Source organism: Streptomyces sp. NPDC052236, from assembly GCF_044548015.1.
In the GTDB taxonomy this organism is placed as follows: Bacteria; Actinomycetota; Actinomycetes; order Streptomycetales; family Streptomycetaceae; genus Streptomyces.
The window spans coordinates 134,513-151,044 of the sequence record NZ_JBIUBL010000020.1; the positions used below are offsets into that span (position 1 = coordinate 134,513).

11 protein-coding genes and 2 pseudogenes are annotated in these 16,532 nt (G+C 65.4%); 5 read left to right on the forward strand and 8 right to left on the reverse strand.

Features of this window, described 5'->3' with window-relative positions; all coding sequences use genetic code 11:
* Window positions 1-153: 153 nt before the first annotated feature.
* The 7 genes from ACIHCQ_RS29105 to ngcE all read right to left on the reverse strand — a co-directional run bounded on the left by ACIHCQ_RS29105 (window position 154) and on the right by ngcE (window position 8,588).
* Window positions 154-1,449 (reverse strand): sugar ABC transporter permease, encoded by a 1,296-nt coding sequence (locus tag ACIHCQ_RS29105; protein ID WP_399668605.1) that lies wholly within the window; start codon window positions 1,447-1,449, stop codon window positions 154-156.
* The gene (locus ACIHCQ_RS29110; RefSeq protein WP_399668608.1) at window positions 1,446-2,234 is read right to left on the reverse strand and encodes an ATP-binding cassette domain-containing protein; all 789 of its coding nucleotides are present in this window, start codon (window positions 2,232-2,234) and stop codon (window positions 1,446-1,448) included. Before ACIHCQ_RS29110 ends, ACIHCQ_RS29105 begins: the two co-directional genes overlap by 4 nt.
* A gap of 245 nt (window positions 2,235-2,479) precedes the next feature.
* Window positions 2,480-3,598, reverse strand: a complete 1,119-nt coding sequence (locus tag ACIHCQ_RS29115; protein ID WP_399668610.1) for a sugar ABC transporter substrate-binding protein — start codon at window positions 3,596-3,598, stop codon at window positions 2,480-2,482.
* A 122-nt stretch (window positions 3,599-3,720) separates the two neighbouring features.
* Window positions 3,721-4,920 carry an ROK family protein gene (locus ACIHCQ_RS29120; protein ID WP_399668613.1) on the reverse strand — a complete coding sequence of 400 codons (1,200 nt, stop codon included), beginning with the start codon at window positions 4,918-4,920 and terminating at the stop codon, window positions 3,721-3,723.
* Between the two features lie 300 nt (window positions 4,921-5,220).
* Window positions 5,221-6,147 carry a carbohydrate ABC transporter permease gene (locus ACIHCQ_RS29125; RefSeq protein ID WP_399668616.1) on the reverse strand — a complete coding sequence of 309 codons (927 nt, stop codon included), beginning with the start codon at window positions 6,145-6,147 and terminating at the stop codon, window positions 5,221-5,223.
* 11 nt (window positions 6,148-6,158) lie between these two features.
* Window positions 6,159-7,082, reverse strand: a complete 924-nt coding sequence (locus ACIHCQ_RS29130; protein WP_399668620.1) for a carbohydrate ABC transporter permease — start codon at window positions 7,080-7,082, stop codon at window positions 6,159-6,161.
* Between the two features lie 57 nt (window positions 7,083-7,139).
* Window positions 7,140-8,588, reverse strand: a complete 1,449-nt coding sequence (gene ngcE / locus ACIHCQ_RS29135; RefSeq protein ID WP_399668624.1) for an N-acetylglucosamine/diacetylchitobiose ABC transporter substrate-binding protein — start codon at window positions 8,586-8,588, stop codon at window positions 7,140-7,142.
* Window positions 8,589-9,006: 418 nt separating this feature from the next.
* Here ngcE and ACIHCQ_RS29140 point away from each other — a divergent pair, with 418 nt between their 5' ends.
* From ACIHCQ_RS29140 to ACIHCQ_RS29160, 5 genes and pseudogenes are all read left to right on the forward strand, one after another.
* Window positions 9,007-12,873, forward strand: coding sequence for a GH92 family glycosyl hydrolase (locus tag ACIHCQ_RS29140; RefSeq protein ID WP_399668628.1), 3,867 nt, complete (start codon window positions 9,007-9,009; stop codon window positions 12,871-12,873).
* A gap of 185 nt (window positions 12,874-13,058) precedes the next feature.
* Window positions 13,059-13,985, forward strand: coding sequence for an FG-GAP repeat domain-containing protein (locus ACIHCQ_RS29145; protein ID WP_399668631.1), 927 nt, complete (start codon window positions 13,059-13,061; stop codon window positions 13,983-13,985).
* A 261-nt stretch (window positions 13,986-14,246) separates the two neighbouring features.
* Window positions 14,247-14,465: pseudogene (locus tag ACIHCQ_RS29150) on the forward strand (DddA-like double-stranded DNA deaminase toxin); the annotation flags it as partial.
* A complete protein-coding gene (locus tag ACIHCQ_RS29155; RefSeq protein ID WP_399668634.1) occupies window positions 14,465-14,989 on the forward strand; it encodes an Imm1 family immunity protein in 525 nt (174 codons plus the stop codon). The pseudogene ACIHCQ_RS29150 and the gene ACIHCQ_RS29155, both read left to right, overlap by 1 nt.
* A 306-nt stretch (window positions 14,990-15,295) precedes the next feature.
* On the forward strand, window positions 15,296-15,589 hold the full coding sequence (locus tag ACIHCQ_RS29160; protein ID WP_399668637.1) for a barstar family protein: 294 nt from the start codon (window positions 15,296-15,298) through the stop codon (window positions 15,587-15,589).
* Here ACIHCQ_RS29160 and ACIHCQ_RS29165 read toward each other — a convergent pair.
* Window positions 15,559-16,506: pseudogene (locus ACIHCQ_RS29165) on the reverse strand (FG-GAP-like repeat-containing protein); the annotation flags it as partial. The gene ACIHCQ_RS29160 and the pseudogene ACIHCQ_RS29165 overlap by 31 nt on opposite strands.
* Window positions 16,507-16,532 lie beyond the last annotated feature (26 nt).

Below are 16,532 nucleotides of genomic sequence, written 5' to 3' on the forward strand. Positions count from 1 at the left end.
GCGGCACCAGTCACCGTCCCGTGCGATCTACAACACCCATACGGGCGGAGAGACTGATCAACAGCACAACAGATGAACGGCACACATGCCAGTGCCCGGCACCGTGAACGGGGCCGGGCACTGGCACAGTACTGCGGTCACGCGGTCACGCGGTCAGGCGCGGCCCGCGGTCTTCTGGGTCTTGCGGGTGATCGAGTCGATGACCACGGTCGCCAGCAGCACACCACCGGTGATCATGTACACGACCGGGGTACGGATGCCTTCCAGCGCGAGACCGTACTGGATGGAGACGATCACCATGACGCCGAGCAGCGCGTTCCAGGTCCGGCCACGGCCGCCGAAGAGGCTGGTGCCACCGATGACGGCCGCCGCGATGACGTTCATCAGCAGGTCGCCGGTACCGGCGCTCTGGTTGGCGGCGGCGATCTTGGACGCCCAGAACAGGCCGCCGACGGCGGCGAAGGTGCCCGCGATCGCGAAGACCGAGACACGGATCGCGGTGACGTTGATGCCCGCACGGCGGGAGGCCTCGACGCTGCCGCCGAGGGCGAAGATCTTCCGGCCGTACGTGGTGCGGCGGAGCACGAAGTCCGACGCCACCAGGACGACCACGAAGAGCAGCAGCGCCAGCGGCAGTCCCTTGTACTGGTTGAACATGACCGCGGCGGCGAAGGCCCCCACGGCCAGCACAACCGTACGCATAATGATGTCAGCGAGCGGCCGGGACGGGATCCCGGCGGCCTCACGGCGACGGCTGTCGAAGAAGGCCGAGAGGAAGAACCCGATGACCGCCACCGCCGCCAGGCCGTAGGCAGCCGCCACATCCGTGAAGTAGTACGTGGTCAGCTTGGCGACCATGCTGTCGCTGTCCAGGTTGATGGTGCCCGAGTCGCCGAGCAGCTGGAGCATGAAGCCCTGCCAGAACAGCAGGCCGGCCAGCGTGACGGCGAACGCGGGCGCGCCGATCTTGGCGAAGAAGAAGCCGTGGAGGGCGCCGATGGCCGCGCCGCTCACGAGCGCGACGACTATCGAGAGCCACTCGTTCATGCCGTGCGTGACGCTCAGTACCGCGATGATGGCGCCGGAGACACCGCTGACCGCGCCGACCGACAGGTCGATCTCGCCGAGCAGCAGCACGAAGATGATGCCGACGGCCATCATGCCGGTGGCGACCATCGTGACGGAGATGTTGCTGAGGTTCCCGGCGGTGAGGAAGTTCGAGTTCATGCTCTGGAAAATCACGCAGATGAGGATCAGGCCGATGACCACGGGGATCGAGCCCAGGTCGCCGGCGCGTATCTTGCGCTTGAACTCGGTGACGTACCCGCCGAGGCCCTGCTCGCGCACCAGCAGCCGAGGGTCGACCGCGGTGACCGCCGCCTGGGCCGCCTCCGGGTTCACCACGGGCGCGTCGGCGGGCGGGGGCGTGGAGGTCTTGTCGGTGGTCACTTCTGAACCTCCGTGGTGCGCGCCGCACGGCGGGTCACGGCGTTGTCCGTGGCACCGGTGATGGCGGAGATGATCTCTTCCTGCGAGGTGGACTTGACGTCGAACACGCCGTTGTTGCGGCCGAGCCTGAGCACCAGCACCTTGTCCGCGACGGCCTTGACGTCCGCCATGTTGTGGCTGATCAGGATCACGGCGTGGCCGCGCTCACGGAGCCGCTCGACGAGGTCGAGGACCTGGGCGGTCTGCTCGACACCGAGGGCCGCGGTGGGCTCGTCGAGGATGACGAGCTTGGGCTCGCCGAGCATCGAACGGGCGATGGCCACGGTCTGGCGCTGACCGCCGGAGAGCGAGGCGATCGGGATGCGCACACTGGGGATCCGGATCGAGAGCGTGTCGAGCAGCTCACGCGCGCGGCGCTCCATCTCCACCTCGTTCAGGACGAACCGCTTGCGGATCTCCCGGCCGAGGTAGAGATTGCCGACGACGTCGATGTTGTCGCACAGCGCGAGGTCCTGGTAGACGGTCGCGATGCCGAGGTTCTGAGCGTCGTGCGGCCTGTTGATCGATACGGCCTTTCCCTCCCATTCGATGACGCCCTCATCGATGGGATGCACGCCGGCGATCGTCTTGACCAGCGTGGACTTTCCGGCGCCGTTATCGCCTACAAGGGCGATCACCTCGCCGCCGTGGACCTCAAGCTCTACGTCGGTGAGCGCCTGGACGGCACCGAATCGCTTGGAGACCCCGCGCAACGCCAGCACGGGCGTAGCGGACACGTTAACCATCTCCTTCGCCGCCTGACCGGCGGAGTTGCCGCGCCGTGGGAACGGACGCGGCGGTTGAGCAGAAGCGAACAGATCAAAGGCAGAAGCGTTTCTGTCCGGCGCCCCGCCCCGGTAGCGGGGACTGAAGAGGGACGGGACACCGGACAGGCTTCTGGTGGTGCGGCTTGCTCAAGCGTGCCGTGCGGCCGGCTTTCCGGCTCGCTCAAGCGTGCCTGGCGGCGTGCCGTGCGGCGCGCGCTTGCGGCTTACTTCAGGCCGAGCGCGTCGCAGGCGGCCTTGTACTTCGGGGTGCAGATCTCGGCCACCGTGTAGATGCCGTCCTTGAGGACGGTGTCCTTGATGTTGTCCTTGGTCAGCGAGACGACCGGGACGAGCACCGTGGGGATGCCCTTGGCGGAACCGCTGTCCACCTTCGTCTTGGCGATGGCGTCCAGCTTCTCGCCCTTGGCCAGCGCCACAGCGAAGTCGGCGGCGATGGTGGCTTCCTGCGGGTACGGCTTGTAGACGCTCATGAACTGCTCACCCGCGATGATGTTCTGCACACCGGCGAGCTCGGCGTCCTGGCCGGTGACCGGCGGGAGCTTGGCGAAGCCGCCGGCCTTGAGGGCGGTGATGATGCCGCCCGCCATGCCGTCGTTGGCGGAGTAGACGCCGGTGATCTTGTCCTTGCCCAGCGCGGAGATCGCCGCCTCCATGTTGGCGTTGGCGTTGGTCGCCTTCCACTCCTTGGTGTCGTACTCCTTGCCGATGTTCACCTTGCCGTCGAGAACGGAGTGCGCGCCCTTCTTGAAGAGAGCGGCGTTCGGGTCGGTGGCCGCGCCGTTCATCATGACGATCTGGCCGCTCTTGGGGTTCGCGCCAAGGGCTTCGAGGAGCGCCTTGCCCTGGACACGGCCGACCTCTTCGTTGTCGAAGGAGGTGTACGCGTCGATCGGGCCCTCGGCGAGGCGGTCGAAGGCGACGATCGGGATGCCCGCGTCCTTGGCCTTCTTGACGCCGCCGGCGATGGCCTTGTAGTCCACCGCGTCCACGATCAGGACGTCGACCTTGTTCGTGATCATGGTGTCGACCTGCTGCGTCTGCAAGGTGGCGTCCTGCTTGGCGTTCGCGTAGACGACCTTGCCCTTGCCGTTCGTCAGCTCGCTGACGCGCTTCTCGATCAGCGGCTTGTCGAACTTCTCGTACCGCGCGGTCTCGTTCTCCGGAAGGAGCAGACCGACCGTGATGGCGTCACCCTTGGCGGCGGCACCGGTTTCCTTCTTCTTCTCGCCGCCGGACTCCTTGGCGCTGCCACAAGCGGCGAGAGAAACGGCCATGGTGGTAGCGGCCACGGCTACAGCGGCACGACGCATGCGCATGTTCATCCTTCGAAACCTCCCTGACGAGGCCGCGACGTTGCGGCCGAGGTGGCTGGAAGTCAACTCGGCCTCGCTGCCAGCGTCAAGGAGTAAATCCTTAACGAGATGACAACGGTGCCATTCGTTATCTAAGTGAAGGCAGGAGCCCCAGCGGGGAGTGAGCTGTCCAGCAGGGATGAATCGCCCATTTCGCTCTGAACCAGGGCCAGCGCGCCCAGCACCTCGGCGCGTCCGCCGAGCGCCCCCGGAAGGACGGACAACTGCCGCGCCGCACTGGGAATCGCGTAACGGGAGACCGAATCCCTGATGGGGCCGAGGACCAATTCTCCCGCCTCGGCGAGGTTACCGCCCAGCACCACCCTGCTCGGGTTCAAGAGGTTGCAGAGGTTGGCCACACCGCTGCCGATATGGCGCCCGACGTCCCCGATCACCCGGCGGCACCCCGGGTCGCCCTCGCGCGCCAGCTGGACCACGCGCTCCATCGTCAGATCCGCCTCATGGCTGGACTGGAGCAGCGGCAGTACGTAGCGGGCGGCGGTGAAGGTCTCCAGACAGCCGCGGTTGCCGCAGCGGCAGACCGGGCCCGACTCGTCCAGCGTGATGTGCCCGATCTCGCCCGCCGTGCCACCGGGTCCGCGGTAGATCTGGCCGTCGATCACCAGGCCCGCGCCCACGCCGCCGGCGACCTTGATGTAGGCGAGGTCCCGGACGCCCCGGCCGCTGCCCCAGACGAGCTCGCCGAGCGCTCCGAGATTGGCGTCGTTGTCGACGTACACGGGCACGCCGAGCCGCCCGGCGAGTTCCTTGCTGGGGTTGATGCCGCTCCAGCCCGGCAGGATCGAGGTGGAGCCGAGGGTGCCCGACTCCATGTCGATCGGCCCGGGCACGCCCAGACCGACGCCGACCACCTTGTCCTGGCTGATTCCGGTGGCCTTGATCAGCCGGTTGACCAGCTGTTCCGCCCGGCCGAAGCCCTGCGCGGACGAGGCGTCCACATCGAGCGGCTCGGACTCCTCGGCGAGCACCTGGTGGGCCAGATTGCCCACCGCGACCCGCAGGTGGGTGTGCCCGAAATCGACGCCGATGACGATGCCCGCGTCACCGCTGAGCGAGACGCTGCGGGCCCGCCGGCCACCCGCGGACGTGGGGGTGACATCGACTGTTCCGCCATCCTTCAGCTCACGGACGATATTGGAGACCGTGGCCGCGGAGAGACCGGTACTCCTCGCGATCTCCGCCTGGGTGAGCGAGCCCGCCATGCGTACGGCACGCACGACCCGCTCAAGGTTGGCCCGGTGCAGAGAAGTCTGCGATCCCGGAGTCTCCATGTGACTCATCCACTCCTGCCCCCGGTGGGCGGCACGACGGCCGCCCCCGGCCGGGGCCACCGCGATGGGACCCCAGCATTTCTCCAACTTGTGAACCCTAAGCTCAACGGCACGGGCTTATCCCGTCAAGACCTTGAGCGTCCACAACCTCGGATGAGCACCCTGAAGGGGACCGCTCGCACACACGTCGGCGCGGGCGGCCCTGGGGGGAGAAAGTGGAGGAAGGCCGGAGGAGGGCTGGAGAAGAGGTGGAGAAGAGGTGGAGACAGGAGCGGTGGCGGCGCTGCTTCGCCGACAGCGCTACTTCAGCGCGCCGGCGGTGAGGCCCGACTGGACCTGCCGCTGGAAAATGGCGTAAACGATCAGCACCGGAAGCATGGCGATCATCATGCCCGCCATCAGCGCGCCCCAGTCGTTCTCATAGCCCTGCTGCAACGCGAGCGTCGCCAGGCCCTGCGTCAGTACGTACTTGTCCTCCTCCTGGTTGAGCACCATCGGCAGCAGGTACTGATTCCACTGCCCCAGGAAGTTGAAGATGCCGATGCTGATCAGTCCCGGCTTCGCCATCGGCAGCATCACCTGGAAGAACGTCCGGGTGTGCGAGGCCCCGTCGATCATCGCCGCCTCGGCGACCGACGCCGGCAGTGTGCGGAAGAACGACGTCATGAAGAAGACGGTGAACGGCAGCGAGTAGGCGATGTAGACCAGGATCAGTCCGTGGTACGTCGCGAGGAGCGAGGAGCCCGGGAAGTCCCGCAGTACGAAGAAGAGCGGGATGACCAGCATGAAGACCGGGAAGGACATACCGGCCACGAACAGGTAGTAGATGAACCGGTTCCCGGGGAAGGTGAAGCGCGCCAGCACGTACGCGGCCATGGAGCCGAGCACCATCGTGCCGATGACCGAACCGCCCACCACAATGGCGGTGTTGATGAAGTACTGGCCCATGTTCGCGTCGTTCCACGCGTTGGACCAGTTCTCCCAGTGCAGGTCGGTGGGCAGCCCCCACGGGTCGGTCAGAATGCCGTTGCTGTCCTTGAAGGCACTCCAGAGCACCCACGCCAGTGGCACGCCGACCATCAGGCCCCACACGATGAGGATGGTGTGGGAGAAGACATTGAGCACGCTGCCGTCGGACGAGCGCCCGTCCTTCTTTGATCCGGGCGTGCCGGTGGCCTCGGCAGGGGTCTCCTGCTTCGCCACCACTTTGATCTCTTCGGTCGTCATCCGCCGTACCCCTAGTACTCGATCCGCTCACGCCGCGCCAAGCGCATGGTGAGGACTGCGAACGTCATCGTGACAATGAGCATCGCGACGCCCATGGCGGAGGCATATCCGAACTGACTGTCCCTGAAGGCCGTCAGATAGAGCCTGAGCGGCATGACATCGGTGGCGCCGTCCGGTCCTCCCATGCTCACCGACATGATCTGGACCAGGGCGAAGGCGTCCAGGGCGATGATGCCCATGTACACCCAGCCGGTCTGGACCGTGTCCCACAGCAGCGGGAGGGTGATCCTGAAGAACGTGTGGAAGCGGTTGGCGCCGTCGAGCAGCGCCGCCTCGTAGACGTCACGCGGGATGGAGGCCATCGCCGCGGAGAAGAGCACCACGAAGAAGCCGACGTGGCCCCAGACCATGACCGCGCTGATGCACCAGAGCGCGAGGCTCTTCTCGCCCAGCCAGGAGTTCTGCAGGCTGTCCAGACCCACCGCGCCGAGCAGGGAGTTGAGCATGCCGTCGTCCGGGTCGGGGTTGTAGATGTTGAACCAGATGACCGCGACGATCGTGATCGAGATGACCTGCGGGAAGAAGAAGATGAATTTGTACACCTTCGAGCCGCCGACGCCGGCGATGACTTCGTTCTTTCTGCTGCGGCCACCCACATTGAGCATGAAGGCGAAGAAGAGTCCGAGGCCGAGCGTGACGATCGGGACGAGCGCCAGCATGTAGACGTTGTGGCGCAGCGCGTTCCAGAACTCCTCGCTGTCCCAGAGCTTCCGGAAATTGTCCAGACCCACGAATTCGGAGGTTCCGACCAATCCGGACCAGTCCGTCATCGAGATCTGGAACGCCTGGACAAAGGGTGAGATCACAAACAGGCCATAAATGGCCAGAGGCAGGGCCAGGAAGCCCACAATGAATCCGTATTTGCCGTGTTGCATGGTGCTCCCCGGCCCTTCCCTTCGTCTGCCGGACTACTGGCCTGCTGGACTACCAGGTCAGGCGGTGCGCTTGAACTTCGTTACGGCGTCGTCCTTGGCCACCTTGTCGGCCTCCGCCTGGGCCTTCTTGATCCAGTCGGCCGCCTTCAGCTCACCGGTGAGCAGCTGGCCGGTCAGGCCGCCCAGCTTCTCGTCGGTGAGCGCGGGGTACCACTCCTGAAGCTGAAGACTGATCAGGTTGTCGCCCGCCTCCTTGAACACCTTGGAGGCGGATGCCAGACCCGGCGAGAGCGTCATGCCCGCGGTCGCGTCCAGCACACATGTCAGCGACTTGACCTTGGTGGCGAAGTTCTGCGCGTGCTTCTTGGAGAGCATGATGCGCAGCAGCTCCATGCCGCCCGCCGGGTTCTTGCCCTTGGCGGAGACGATGTACGGCTCGCTGGGCTCGGCGCGCAGGGTGCCCTGCGGCAGCTTGTCGCCGGTGCCGGCCATGAGCGCGCCGACCGCCATGCCGAAGTCGGCCGGCGTGGTGGGCGCGGCCTCGTTCTCCACCCAGGAACCGTTCGGGATGAAGACCGCCTTGCCCTTGGTCCAGGAGGTCTGCGACTGAATATGCGTCAGGCCCTGGCTGCCCTCCAGGAAGTACCCCTTCGCCGCGAGCTCCTCGTAGTGCTCCACGACCTCCCTGACCGCGTCGTTGCTGGTCCAGGCGTTGGGCTCCAGGTTGTCGATCTCGATCCACTTCTCCATGCCGCCGATCTTGGCGATCTGGGCGAAGAGATTGAAGTGCACGTAGTACGGATATTTGCCCGGGTACGTCCAGGGCGCGATTCCGGCCTTCTTGATGGTGCCGCAGAGGGTGACCATCTCGTCCAGGGTCTTGGGGTACGCCCAGCCCTTGGACTCCATCAGCTTCTGCGAGTACCAGGTGCCGTAAATGGTGAAGGCGTAGTAGAGCACGTCGAACTTGTCGCCGTGCATGCCCTTCTCGACGGTGCTCGGGTGGATGGTGTCGCGGATCTTCTTGGCCGCGTCGTCCATGGAGGGCGCGTCGAGCAGCGCGTTCAGGTCCTGGAGCTGCCCCTGGGTGGAGAGCTTGTTCATGTCCAAGTGGTCGGCGCCGGAGTTGTCGATGACGTCCGGCGGGTTGCCGCCCGCGAACCGCGGGGTCAGCTTGGGGCCGACCTGCTGCGTGCCGGTGTGCTTGACCGTCACACCGTAGGTCGCGTTGTAGTCGGCCTCGGCGTCCTTGGCGTACTGATCCCCCAGCCCGCCCTTGAAGATGAACGCCTCCATGGGGGCGCCCTTCTTCACTCCGAGGGGGTTCTTCGCGGACTTTTCGCCGGCCGGGGCCTTTGTCTCTTTCTCGTCGTCGCCTCCGCCTCCGGTGGCGCACGCGGAAAGGAAGCTCATCGTCGGGACGGTGATCAAGCCGAGTGCGGCAGAACGCTTGATCAGGTTTCGACGGCCAAGGCCCTCATTGTTGTGGGCGGAGGTGGATCCCATGCTCAAGTCCTCGCCTTCTCCAGGACTCAGGCGGTGTACCGGTCACCCGTTCAGATTCGCCTAAGCGAAGGGCCCCGCCACCGCGGTCAGTTGCGCTTGGGTCGTGCAGGATTGGCAGTGGAGACGGGCAAAAACCGGCAGACACAGCGCTGAAACATCCGTGCCATCCCCCGTCCCCCACGTCCGCCGCCGAGCGACTGCGCCAAGGCTATGCAGACGCCGACAGGTATAGTCCACTTCCCGCCAGCTGGGCAAGATCGAATGCAGGTTTGAGCGGCAGTCTTTCCCGAGTTGAGACCTCCCGGAAATCCAGGGCTTTCAACACCTTGACACCACCACACACTTGGCTCCCTACTGGATCCTGCGAATCGTGCCTGACAACGTTGTCCTCACCTTTTCCACGGGAGGAAGAGACCGGATGCAGCTCAGACCAGGACCTCGGCACAGACCAGTTCATGCGGCGGCCCTGGTGGCTGCCGCATCACTTCTTGTGGTGACAGCGCCCTCGGCGGCCCTCGCCCTGCCCGAGCGGACCAGCGACTCACGCGGGCCCGAGCGGCGGTTCTCCTCCTCCTTCGAGGCGGACGAGACCCAGCCGGACTGGCGTAATACGGTCGACGTCGCAGCGGACGGGACGGAGCGGGCGTCCGGCGTCGACGGCGGCTTCTCCAGCGGAATACCTGGAAATGTCACCGACAAGGTGATCGAGCTGCGCGCCAGCGGCGAGAACTCCGGCGGCGGTGAGACCAAGGAGAACCTGGTCGATGTCCAGTCGGCCACCAAATGGCTGGCCTTCCAGCCCACCGCCTGGGTCGAGTTCGACACGGACGCCCCGGTCAAGGTCGTCACCTACGCGCTGACCTCGGCGAACGACCATGCCGAGCGCGACCCCAAGGACTGGACCCTGCGGGGCTCCGCCGACGGCAAGGAATGGAAGGTTCTGGACACCCGCGAGGGCCAGACCTTCGACAAGCGGTTCGAGACAAAGACCTACGCCATCGAGAGCGGGGCCGACCCGGCGGGCGCCACGGCGTACGCGCACTACCGCCTGGACATCACCCGGAACAACGGCGCGTCCGACGCCACCCAGCTCGCCGACGTTCAGTTCTCCAACGGCGACATCACCACGCCCGTGCCCGACGACATGCGCACGCAGGTCGACCGCGGCCCCCTGGGCTCCCCCACCGCCAAGGCCAACGCCGGGTTCACCGGCAAGCGCGCCCTGAAGTACGCGGGCACGCACAAGCCGGACGGCCGGGCCTACTCGTACAACAAGGTCTTCGACGTCCATACGGCCGTACGCCGCGACACCGAGCTCGCCTACCGGATCTACCCGTCCCTCCCGGAGACGGACCTCAACTACCCCGCCACGAACGTGTCCGTGGACCTCGCCTTCACCGACGGCACCTATCTCAGTGAGCTGCGCGCCCTCGACTCCCACGGCGGGGAACTGACCCCGCAGGGCCAGGGCGCCGCCAAGCGGCTCTACGTCAACCAGTGGAACCAGGTCACGTCCGCCATCGGCACCGTCGCCTCCGGCAAGACGGTCGACCGGATCCTGGTGGCGTACGACTCCCCCCAGGGCCCGGCGAAGTTCCAGGGCTGGATCGACGACATCTCGCTGACGCCCAAGGTCCCCGAGAAGCGCCTCGCCCACCTTTCGGACTACGCCTCCACCACCCGCGGCACCAACTCCAGCAGCTCCTTCTCCCGCGGCAACACCTTCCCCGCCACCGCCGTCCCGCATGGCTTCAACTTCTGGACGCCGGCCACCAACTCCGCGTCCAAGAGCTGGCTGTACGAGTACGCGCGCGGCAACAACGCGGACAATCTGCCGGCCGTGCAGGCCTTCAGCGCCAGCCATGAGCCGAGCCCCTGGATGGGCGACCGGCAGACCTTCCAGCTGATGCCGTCCGCGGCGGCGGGCGTCCCGGACACCGACCGCACCAAGCGCGCCCTCCCCTTCCGCCACGAGAAGGAGACCGCGCGCCCGCACTACTACGGCGTCACATTCGAGAACGGCCTCAAGGCCGAGATCACACCGACCGACCACGCGGCGATGATGCGGTTCACCTATCCCGGTGACGAGGCGAGCGTCATCTTCGACAACGTCACCAAGGAGGGCGGGCTGACCCTCGATCCCGCCACCAGCTCCTTCACCGGCTTCTCGGACGTCAAGAGCGGACTGTCCACCGGCGCCACCCGGCTCTTCGTGTACGGCGTCTTCGACGCGCCTGTGACCGCCTCCGCCTCGGAGAGCGTCACCGGCCATCTGCGCTTCGACGCGGGCGCGGACCGCACCGTCAATCTGCGCCTGGCGACCTCGCTCATCAGCGTCGACCAGGCGAAGAAGAACCTCGCCGACGAGATCCCGGCCCAGACCCGTTTCGAGCGGGTGAAGGACCGGGCGCAGGACGCCTGGGACGACCTGCTGGGCAAGGTGGAGGTCGAGGGCGCGAGCCGCGACCAGCTCACCACGCTCTACTCCAGCCTGTACCGGCTGTACCTGTATCCCAACTCCGGGTTCGAGAACACCGGCACCAAGGCCAAGCCCAAGCAGCAGTACGCGAGCCCGTTCTCGCCGATGACCGGGCCCGACACCCCCACCCGTACCGGCGCGAAGATCGTCGACGGCGAGGTGTACGTCAACAACGGCTTCTGGGACACCTACCGGACGACGTGGCCCGCGTACTCCTTCCTCACCCCGAAGAAGGCGGGCAAGCTGGTGGACGGCTTCGTCCAGCAGTACAAGGACGGCGGCTGGATCTCGCGCTGGTCCTCGCCGGGCTACGCCGACCTGATGACCGGCACCAGCTCGGACGTGGCCTTCGCCGACGCGTACGTCAAGGGCGTGGACTTCGACGCCGAGGCGGCGTACGAGGCGGCGCTGAAGAACGCGACGGTGGTGCCGCCCAGCGCGGGCGTGGGCCGCAAGGGCATGGAAACCTCACCCTTCCTCGGCTACGCCTCCACCGCGACCCATGAGGGCCTGTCCTGGTCGCTGGAGGGCTACCTCAACGACTACGGGCTCGCGGAGATGGGCGAGACCCTCTTCAAGAAGACGAAGAAGGCCCGCTACCAGGAGGAGGCGGAGTACTTCCGCAACCGGGCCCGCAATTACGTCACCCTCTTCGACTCCGAAGCGGGCTTCTTCCAGGGCAGGAACCTCAAGGGCGACTGGCGGGTTCCCTCCGCACAGTACGACCCGCGGATCTGGGGTCACGACTACACCGAGACGAACGGCTACGGATACGCCTTCACCGCCCCGCAGGACTCGCGCGGCCTGGCCAACCTGTACGGGGGCCGCTCCGGTCTCGGCGACAAGCTCGACACCTACTTCGCCACCCCCGAGACAGCCTCGGCCGAGTTCAAGGGCTCGTACAGCAGCGTCATCCATGAGATGACGGAGGCGCGCGACGTACGGATGGGCATGTACGGCCACTCCAACCAGGTCGCCCACCACGTCACGTACATGTACAACGCCGCATCACAGCCCTGGAAGACGCAGGAGAAGGTGCGCGAGGTGCTGGGCCGTCTCTACACCGGCAGCGAGATCGGGCAGGGCTACCACGGCGACGAGGACAACGGCGAGCAGTCGGCCTGGTACCTCTTCTCCGCGCTCGGCTTCTATCCGCTGGTGATGGGCAGCGGCGAGTACACGATCGGTTCGCCGCTCTTCACCAAGGCGACCGTTCACCTGGAGAACGGGCGCGATCTGGTGGTCAAGGCCCCGAAGAACAGCGCGAAGAACATCTATGTCCAGGGCCTGAAGGTGAACGGCAAGTCCTGGAACTCCACCGCTCTGCCGCATGACCTGATCGCGCGGGGCGGCACGCTGGAGTTCGCGATGGGCCCGAAGCCGTCCGCCTGGGGTTCCGGCAAGAACGCCGCGCCGGTCTCGCTCACCAAGGACGACAGGACGCCGTCGCCGCGCCGCGACGCGATCACGGCGGCCGGCCCGCTCTTCGACAACTCCTCCGCGACGGCGGCTTCGTTCGAGTCGGCCGAGCTGCCGGTGACGCCGGGGACCCGCGCGGTGCAGTACACGCTCACCTCGTCCGCGAAGGGCACGGCGCCGGCCGGGTGGGTGCTTCAGGGCTCCGATGACGGCGAGCGGTGGACGGAGCTTGACCGGCGGTCGGGCGAGTCGTTCGCGTGGGACAAGCAGACCCGGGCCTTCACCATCGGCACGCCCGGCGGGTACGCCAAGTACCGGCTGGTGGTGGCGAGGTCAGCGGGGTCGGCCGGGGCGGGGACGCTCGCGGAGGTCGAGCTGCTCTCCTGATTGTCACAAGCCCGTCACACCCCTACGCAGGCCCGCATCCGGTTCTTCCGGGTGCGGGCCTGTTTGTCCCATAGGGAAGTACGGTCGGACCCGCTGATTCCCCTTCAAACTGATTGACTCGTAAAAATCTTGTGCAACGATCCTGTGGATCCTCAAGATTCGCACCCTCAACATGGAGGAAATACGTGGCCAAATCTTTCGGCCGTAAGCGCGGGCGCGTCCTGTCGCGTCTCGCCGTCGCCGCCATAGCCGCTGCCCTGGTGGGTACCTCGGCCGGTGCCGCTGTGGCCGACAACCCGGTTCCCCGGTCGGCGAAGAGCGCCCTCCCGGACACTGGCGCGGGCATTGCCGCCGACGCCGCCGCGGAGTCTGCTGACGCCCCGGTCAACGCTCTGTACGGCGTCGACAAGAACGGCGACTTCTGGGGCTACGCCCCGAACGGCACGGGTGCGTTCGACGCTCGCGAAGAGCTCGGCTTCGGCTTTAATTACGTCAAGCACGCCGTCCAGGTCGACCACAACGCCGACGGCAGCTCCGACGGCACCTGGGAGATCAACACCGACGGTGGTTTTGACTACTACCCGTGGGGTGAGGAGGCGGTCTCCGCCGGCACCGGCTGGAACATCTACAACAAGATTGTTTCTCCGGGCAATCTCGCCAGCACCGTGGCCGACGACCTGCTGGCCCGTGACACCGCCGGTGTCCTGTGGCTCTACCAGGGCAACGGCAACGGTACGGTGAAGAGCCGGGTGAGGGTCGGCTCCGGCTGGAACGCCTACACCCAGATCGCCGGCCAGGGTGACCTGAGCGGCGACGGCAGGGCCGACATCGTCGCCCGTGACACCGCGGGTGCGCTCTATCTCTACAAGGGCACCGGCAGCGCCACCGCCCCGTTCGGTGCGCGCATCAAGGTCGGCGCCAGCGGCTGGAACACCTACAACACGCTCGTCTCTGTCGGTGACATCGACCTCGACGGCATGACGGACCTGATCGCCCGTGACACCGCGGGTGCGCTCTGGCTGTACAAGGGCACCGGCAGCGCCACCGCCCCGTACAAGGCGCGCGTCAAGATCGGCGCCAGCGGCTGGAACATCTACCGCCTGCTGCTCTGATTGCGCAACTGATCACCTAGCTCATACGGAAGGGCCGCATTCCCGTCACCGGGGATGCGGCCCTTCCGCCGTACTGCCGTGCCTGCGTGCCTACTTGCGGACTCCGACGGAAACCCGACCGCTGATTTGCCGCCAGGCATTGAGCAAATGACGAGCGGTGAAAAGTGGTACGACGGGACCGGAAATTCCTACGACGATCCGCTGTGGGCTGAAGCGTAAAAGCGCCTATCCGGTGAGCCGGGGTTCCCGACAGGCAAGGGAAAGTACCGTGCGTCCTTCCAAGTGGAAACCAAGTACGCAGTATGGATGGACCAGAGCGGCGTGACGGACGCTACCATTGTTATTAATAACAACGAAGGCGTGTGCAGCGCGCCACAGAACTGCAAGTTGACAGTCGCCCTCATCTTCCCTGTTGGCTCGAAGCTCACCGTCTACTATCTTGTAGAAAAGAAGGTTTTGCACGGAATGAGGACGTCTTAATGCCCCTGAAGGTACTCGGAGATAAGCCTCTGTACTTGGAGACCGGAAGCGAGGTGCATCGGTATCTTGATGCACTCTTTACTCAAGGTCTCCCTCTCAAGTCCTTTGCGAATATTGACTTTCAAGTCGTAGAGGACGTATCGGCCGACAGGATAGCTCACAAAGACATGTCGGTGCCAGACAACGTACTTTCGATTGGAGTTGACTACTCCTCGGGGTACGGAGGACTTCTCTGGTACTGCGATGGCCGGCTTGTCGATCGGGTAGCCGCAGCCGTCGGTGCTGATGTCGCGAGCTACGTTTGGGTGTCCTTGAACCCGACCCCTCCGGAGTCGGATCCCAAGGTTCTATCCGATCCCTCGTGTCCCAGTTTTTTCGACCGAATCAGCGCGCTGCCGGTTCCTGCCGTTCGCTCGACAGTGGAAGAATTTTTTCACGAGGGAACTGGGTTCAGGCCGACGCAGATCCAATGGGCGAAGGGAAATTTCACCGGCGAGCTTTGCGTAGAAGAGGACGAAGCGTAGCGACACCGGCGGACTCTCGGAAATAGAATTCTTTCGGGCATGGCGCCTGCGTACCCGGAGGCCCCCGCCTGATCGTTACATGAAGCCCGGGTGCTCAGTTGGGTGGCGATGTCTACAGGAACACCAAAAACCAGCCCCCGTCGTCGCCAGGGCGGATATGGTATGAGGCGGATGTCGGACTGGATTCGATGATGACGAGACCGAAGCAGCCGGGCACGAGATTGCTCTACTCGAACGATGGCTCGCGTACATGACCAGTAATCACTACAAGAGCTTCTACAAGATACCTAACTGGAAGTTAACTCTATGAGGGTGGAGATCGACGGCGTAAACGTTCACACCGAGGAAGATCTGCACAGGATCTTGTCTGAGGCGCTCGATTTTGGCCCCTTCTATGGAGCCAACTTGAATGCCCTGTGGGATCGCCTTTCTACGGATGTAGAGAGGCCAGTGGAGATCGTCTGGAGGAATTCTGAGCGCAGCAAGGAATACTTCGGGGAGAGTGAGTTCCAGGAGATCCGCAGCCTGCTGGTCAGCGTCCTGTCGGCCCCGCGGCCGAGCACGTCGGCGTTGCCGTCACCGTTGATGTCACCGCTGTGAATCGACGCCATATTGCTCCACGAGGTGTCCTTCCACATGGAACGGGCCGCGTCGAACGAACCGTTGACGTTGCCGTGGTACACGTGCAACGCGCCGTTGGCGGCGACAGCGACGAGGTCGTCACGGCCGTCCTCGTTGAAGTCGCCAGCTGTGATGTGCTCCTTGGTCCACGACGGGTCGTTGACCATCGCGCGTCGGTTGCCCAGCGACCCGTCGGCGTTGCTCGGGTACATATACAGCAGGCGGTCGGCGGTCTGCACGATCAGGCTGTCGCGGTTCGAGCCGTTCGCGCGGTAGCGGGCGATCGGCAGGGACGCGTCCCAGCTATTGTCGTTCCACATGGGCTTAGCGGTGCCCAGGTTGCCGGTGTGACCGGTGCCAGGGTAAAGATGGAGACCGCCCGCGTTGTTGAAGGCGGCGATGTCGGCGAAACCGTCGCCGTTGAAGTCCCCGCCGATGATCTTCTTCTTTTCCCAGGTCCTGTCGTGCCACAGCTCGCGGCCGTACTGGAGGCCGCCGTCGGGCCTGCCATAGAAGACCCGCAGGGACTCGTCGGCGAGGATCGCAGCGACGTCCGAACGTCCGTCGCCGTTGAAGTCGGCGGTGGTCATCTGGTCTGCGACAGACGAGGTCTTGTTCTTCATCCGGGTCTGCTGAACCCAGTCAAAGGCGTCGTCGACCCGGGTCGCGAGCGCTCCCGTACGGGTCTCGTCCTCGCCGAAGCAGCCGCCCTGCCAAGACCGGGTGGCCACGGCGACCAGCTCGGTCCGGCCGTCCTTCTCGCGAAGCAGCGGCCCACCGGTGTCGCCCTTGCAGATCGACGCGGCGGCCGGTGAACTGCCGGAGATGCCAATGGTGGCACCCTCTCGGCGGTGTCGACGCCGAAGACACCCGTGTGCGCCTTGTCCGGCACCCACTCCGTCTTGGTTCGTCCGAAGCCGAC

Bases quoted from the DNA above. Each gene is read 5' to 3' on its own strand.
- ACIHCQ_RS29125 (WP_399668616.1), bottom strand. From the start codon at position 6,147: ATGACGACCGAAGAGATCAAAGTGGTGGCGAAGCAGGAGACCCCTGCC.
- ngcE (WP_399668624.1), bottom strand. From the start codon at position 8,588: ATGGGATCCACCTCCGCCCACAACAATGAGGGCCTTGGCCGTCGAAAC.
- ACIHCQ_RS29155 (WP_399668634.1), top strand. From the start codon at position 14,465: ATGCCCCTGAAGGTACTCGGAGATAAGCCTCTGTACTTGGAGACCGGA.
- ACIHCQ_RS29160 (WP_399668637.1), top strand. From the start codon at position 15,296: ATGAGGGTGGAGATCGACGGCGTAAACGTTCACACCGAGGAAGATCTG.
- ACIHCQ_RS29115 (WP_399668610.1), bottom strand. From the start codon at position 3,598: ATGAACATGCGCATGCGTCGTGCCGCTGTAGCCGTGGCCGCTACCACC.
- ACIHCQ_RS29120 (WP_399668613.1), bottom strand. From the start codon at position 4,920: ATGGAGACTCCGGGATCGCAGACTTCTCTGCACCGGGCCAACCTTGAG.
- ACIHCQ_RS29110 (WP_399668608.1), bottom strand. From the start codon at position 2,234: ATGGTTAACGTGTCCGCTACGCCCGTGCTGGCGTTGCGCGGGGTCTCC.
- ACIHCQ_RS29130 (WP_399668620.1), bottom strand. From the start codon at position 7,082: ATGCAACACGGCAAATACGGATTCATTGTGGGCTTCCTGGCCCTGCCT.
- ACIHCQ_RS29140 (WP_399668628.1), top strand. From the start codon at position 9,007: ATGCAGCTCAGACCAGGACCTCGGCACAGACCAGTTCATGCGGCGGCC.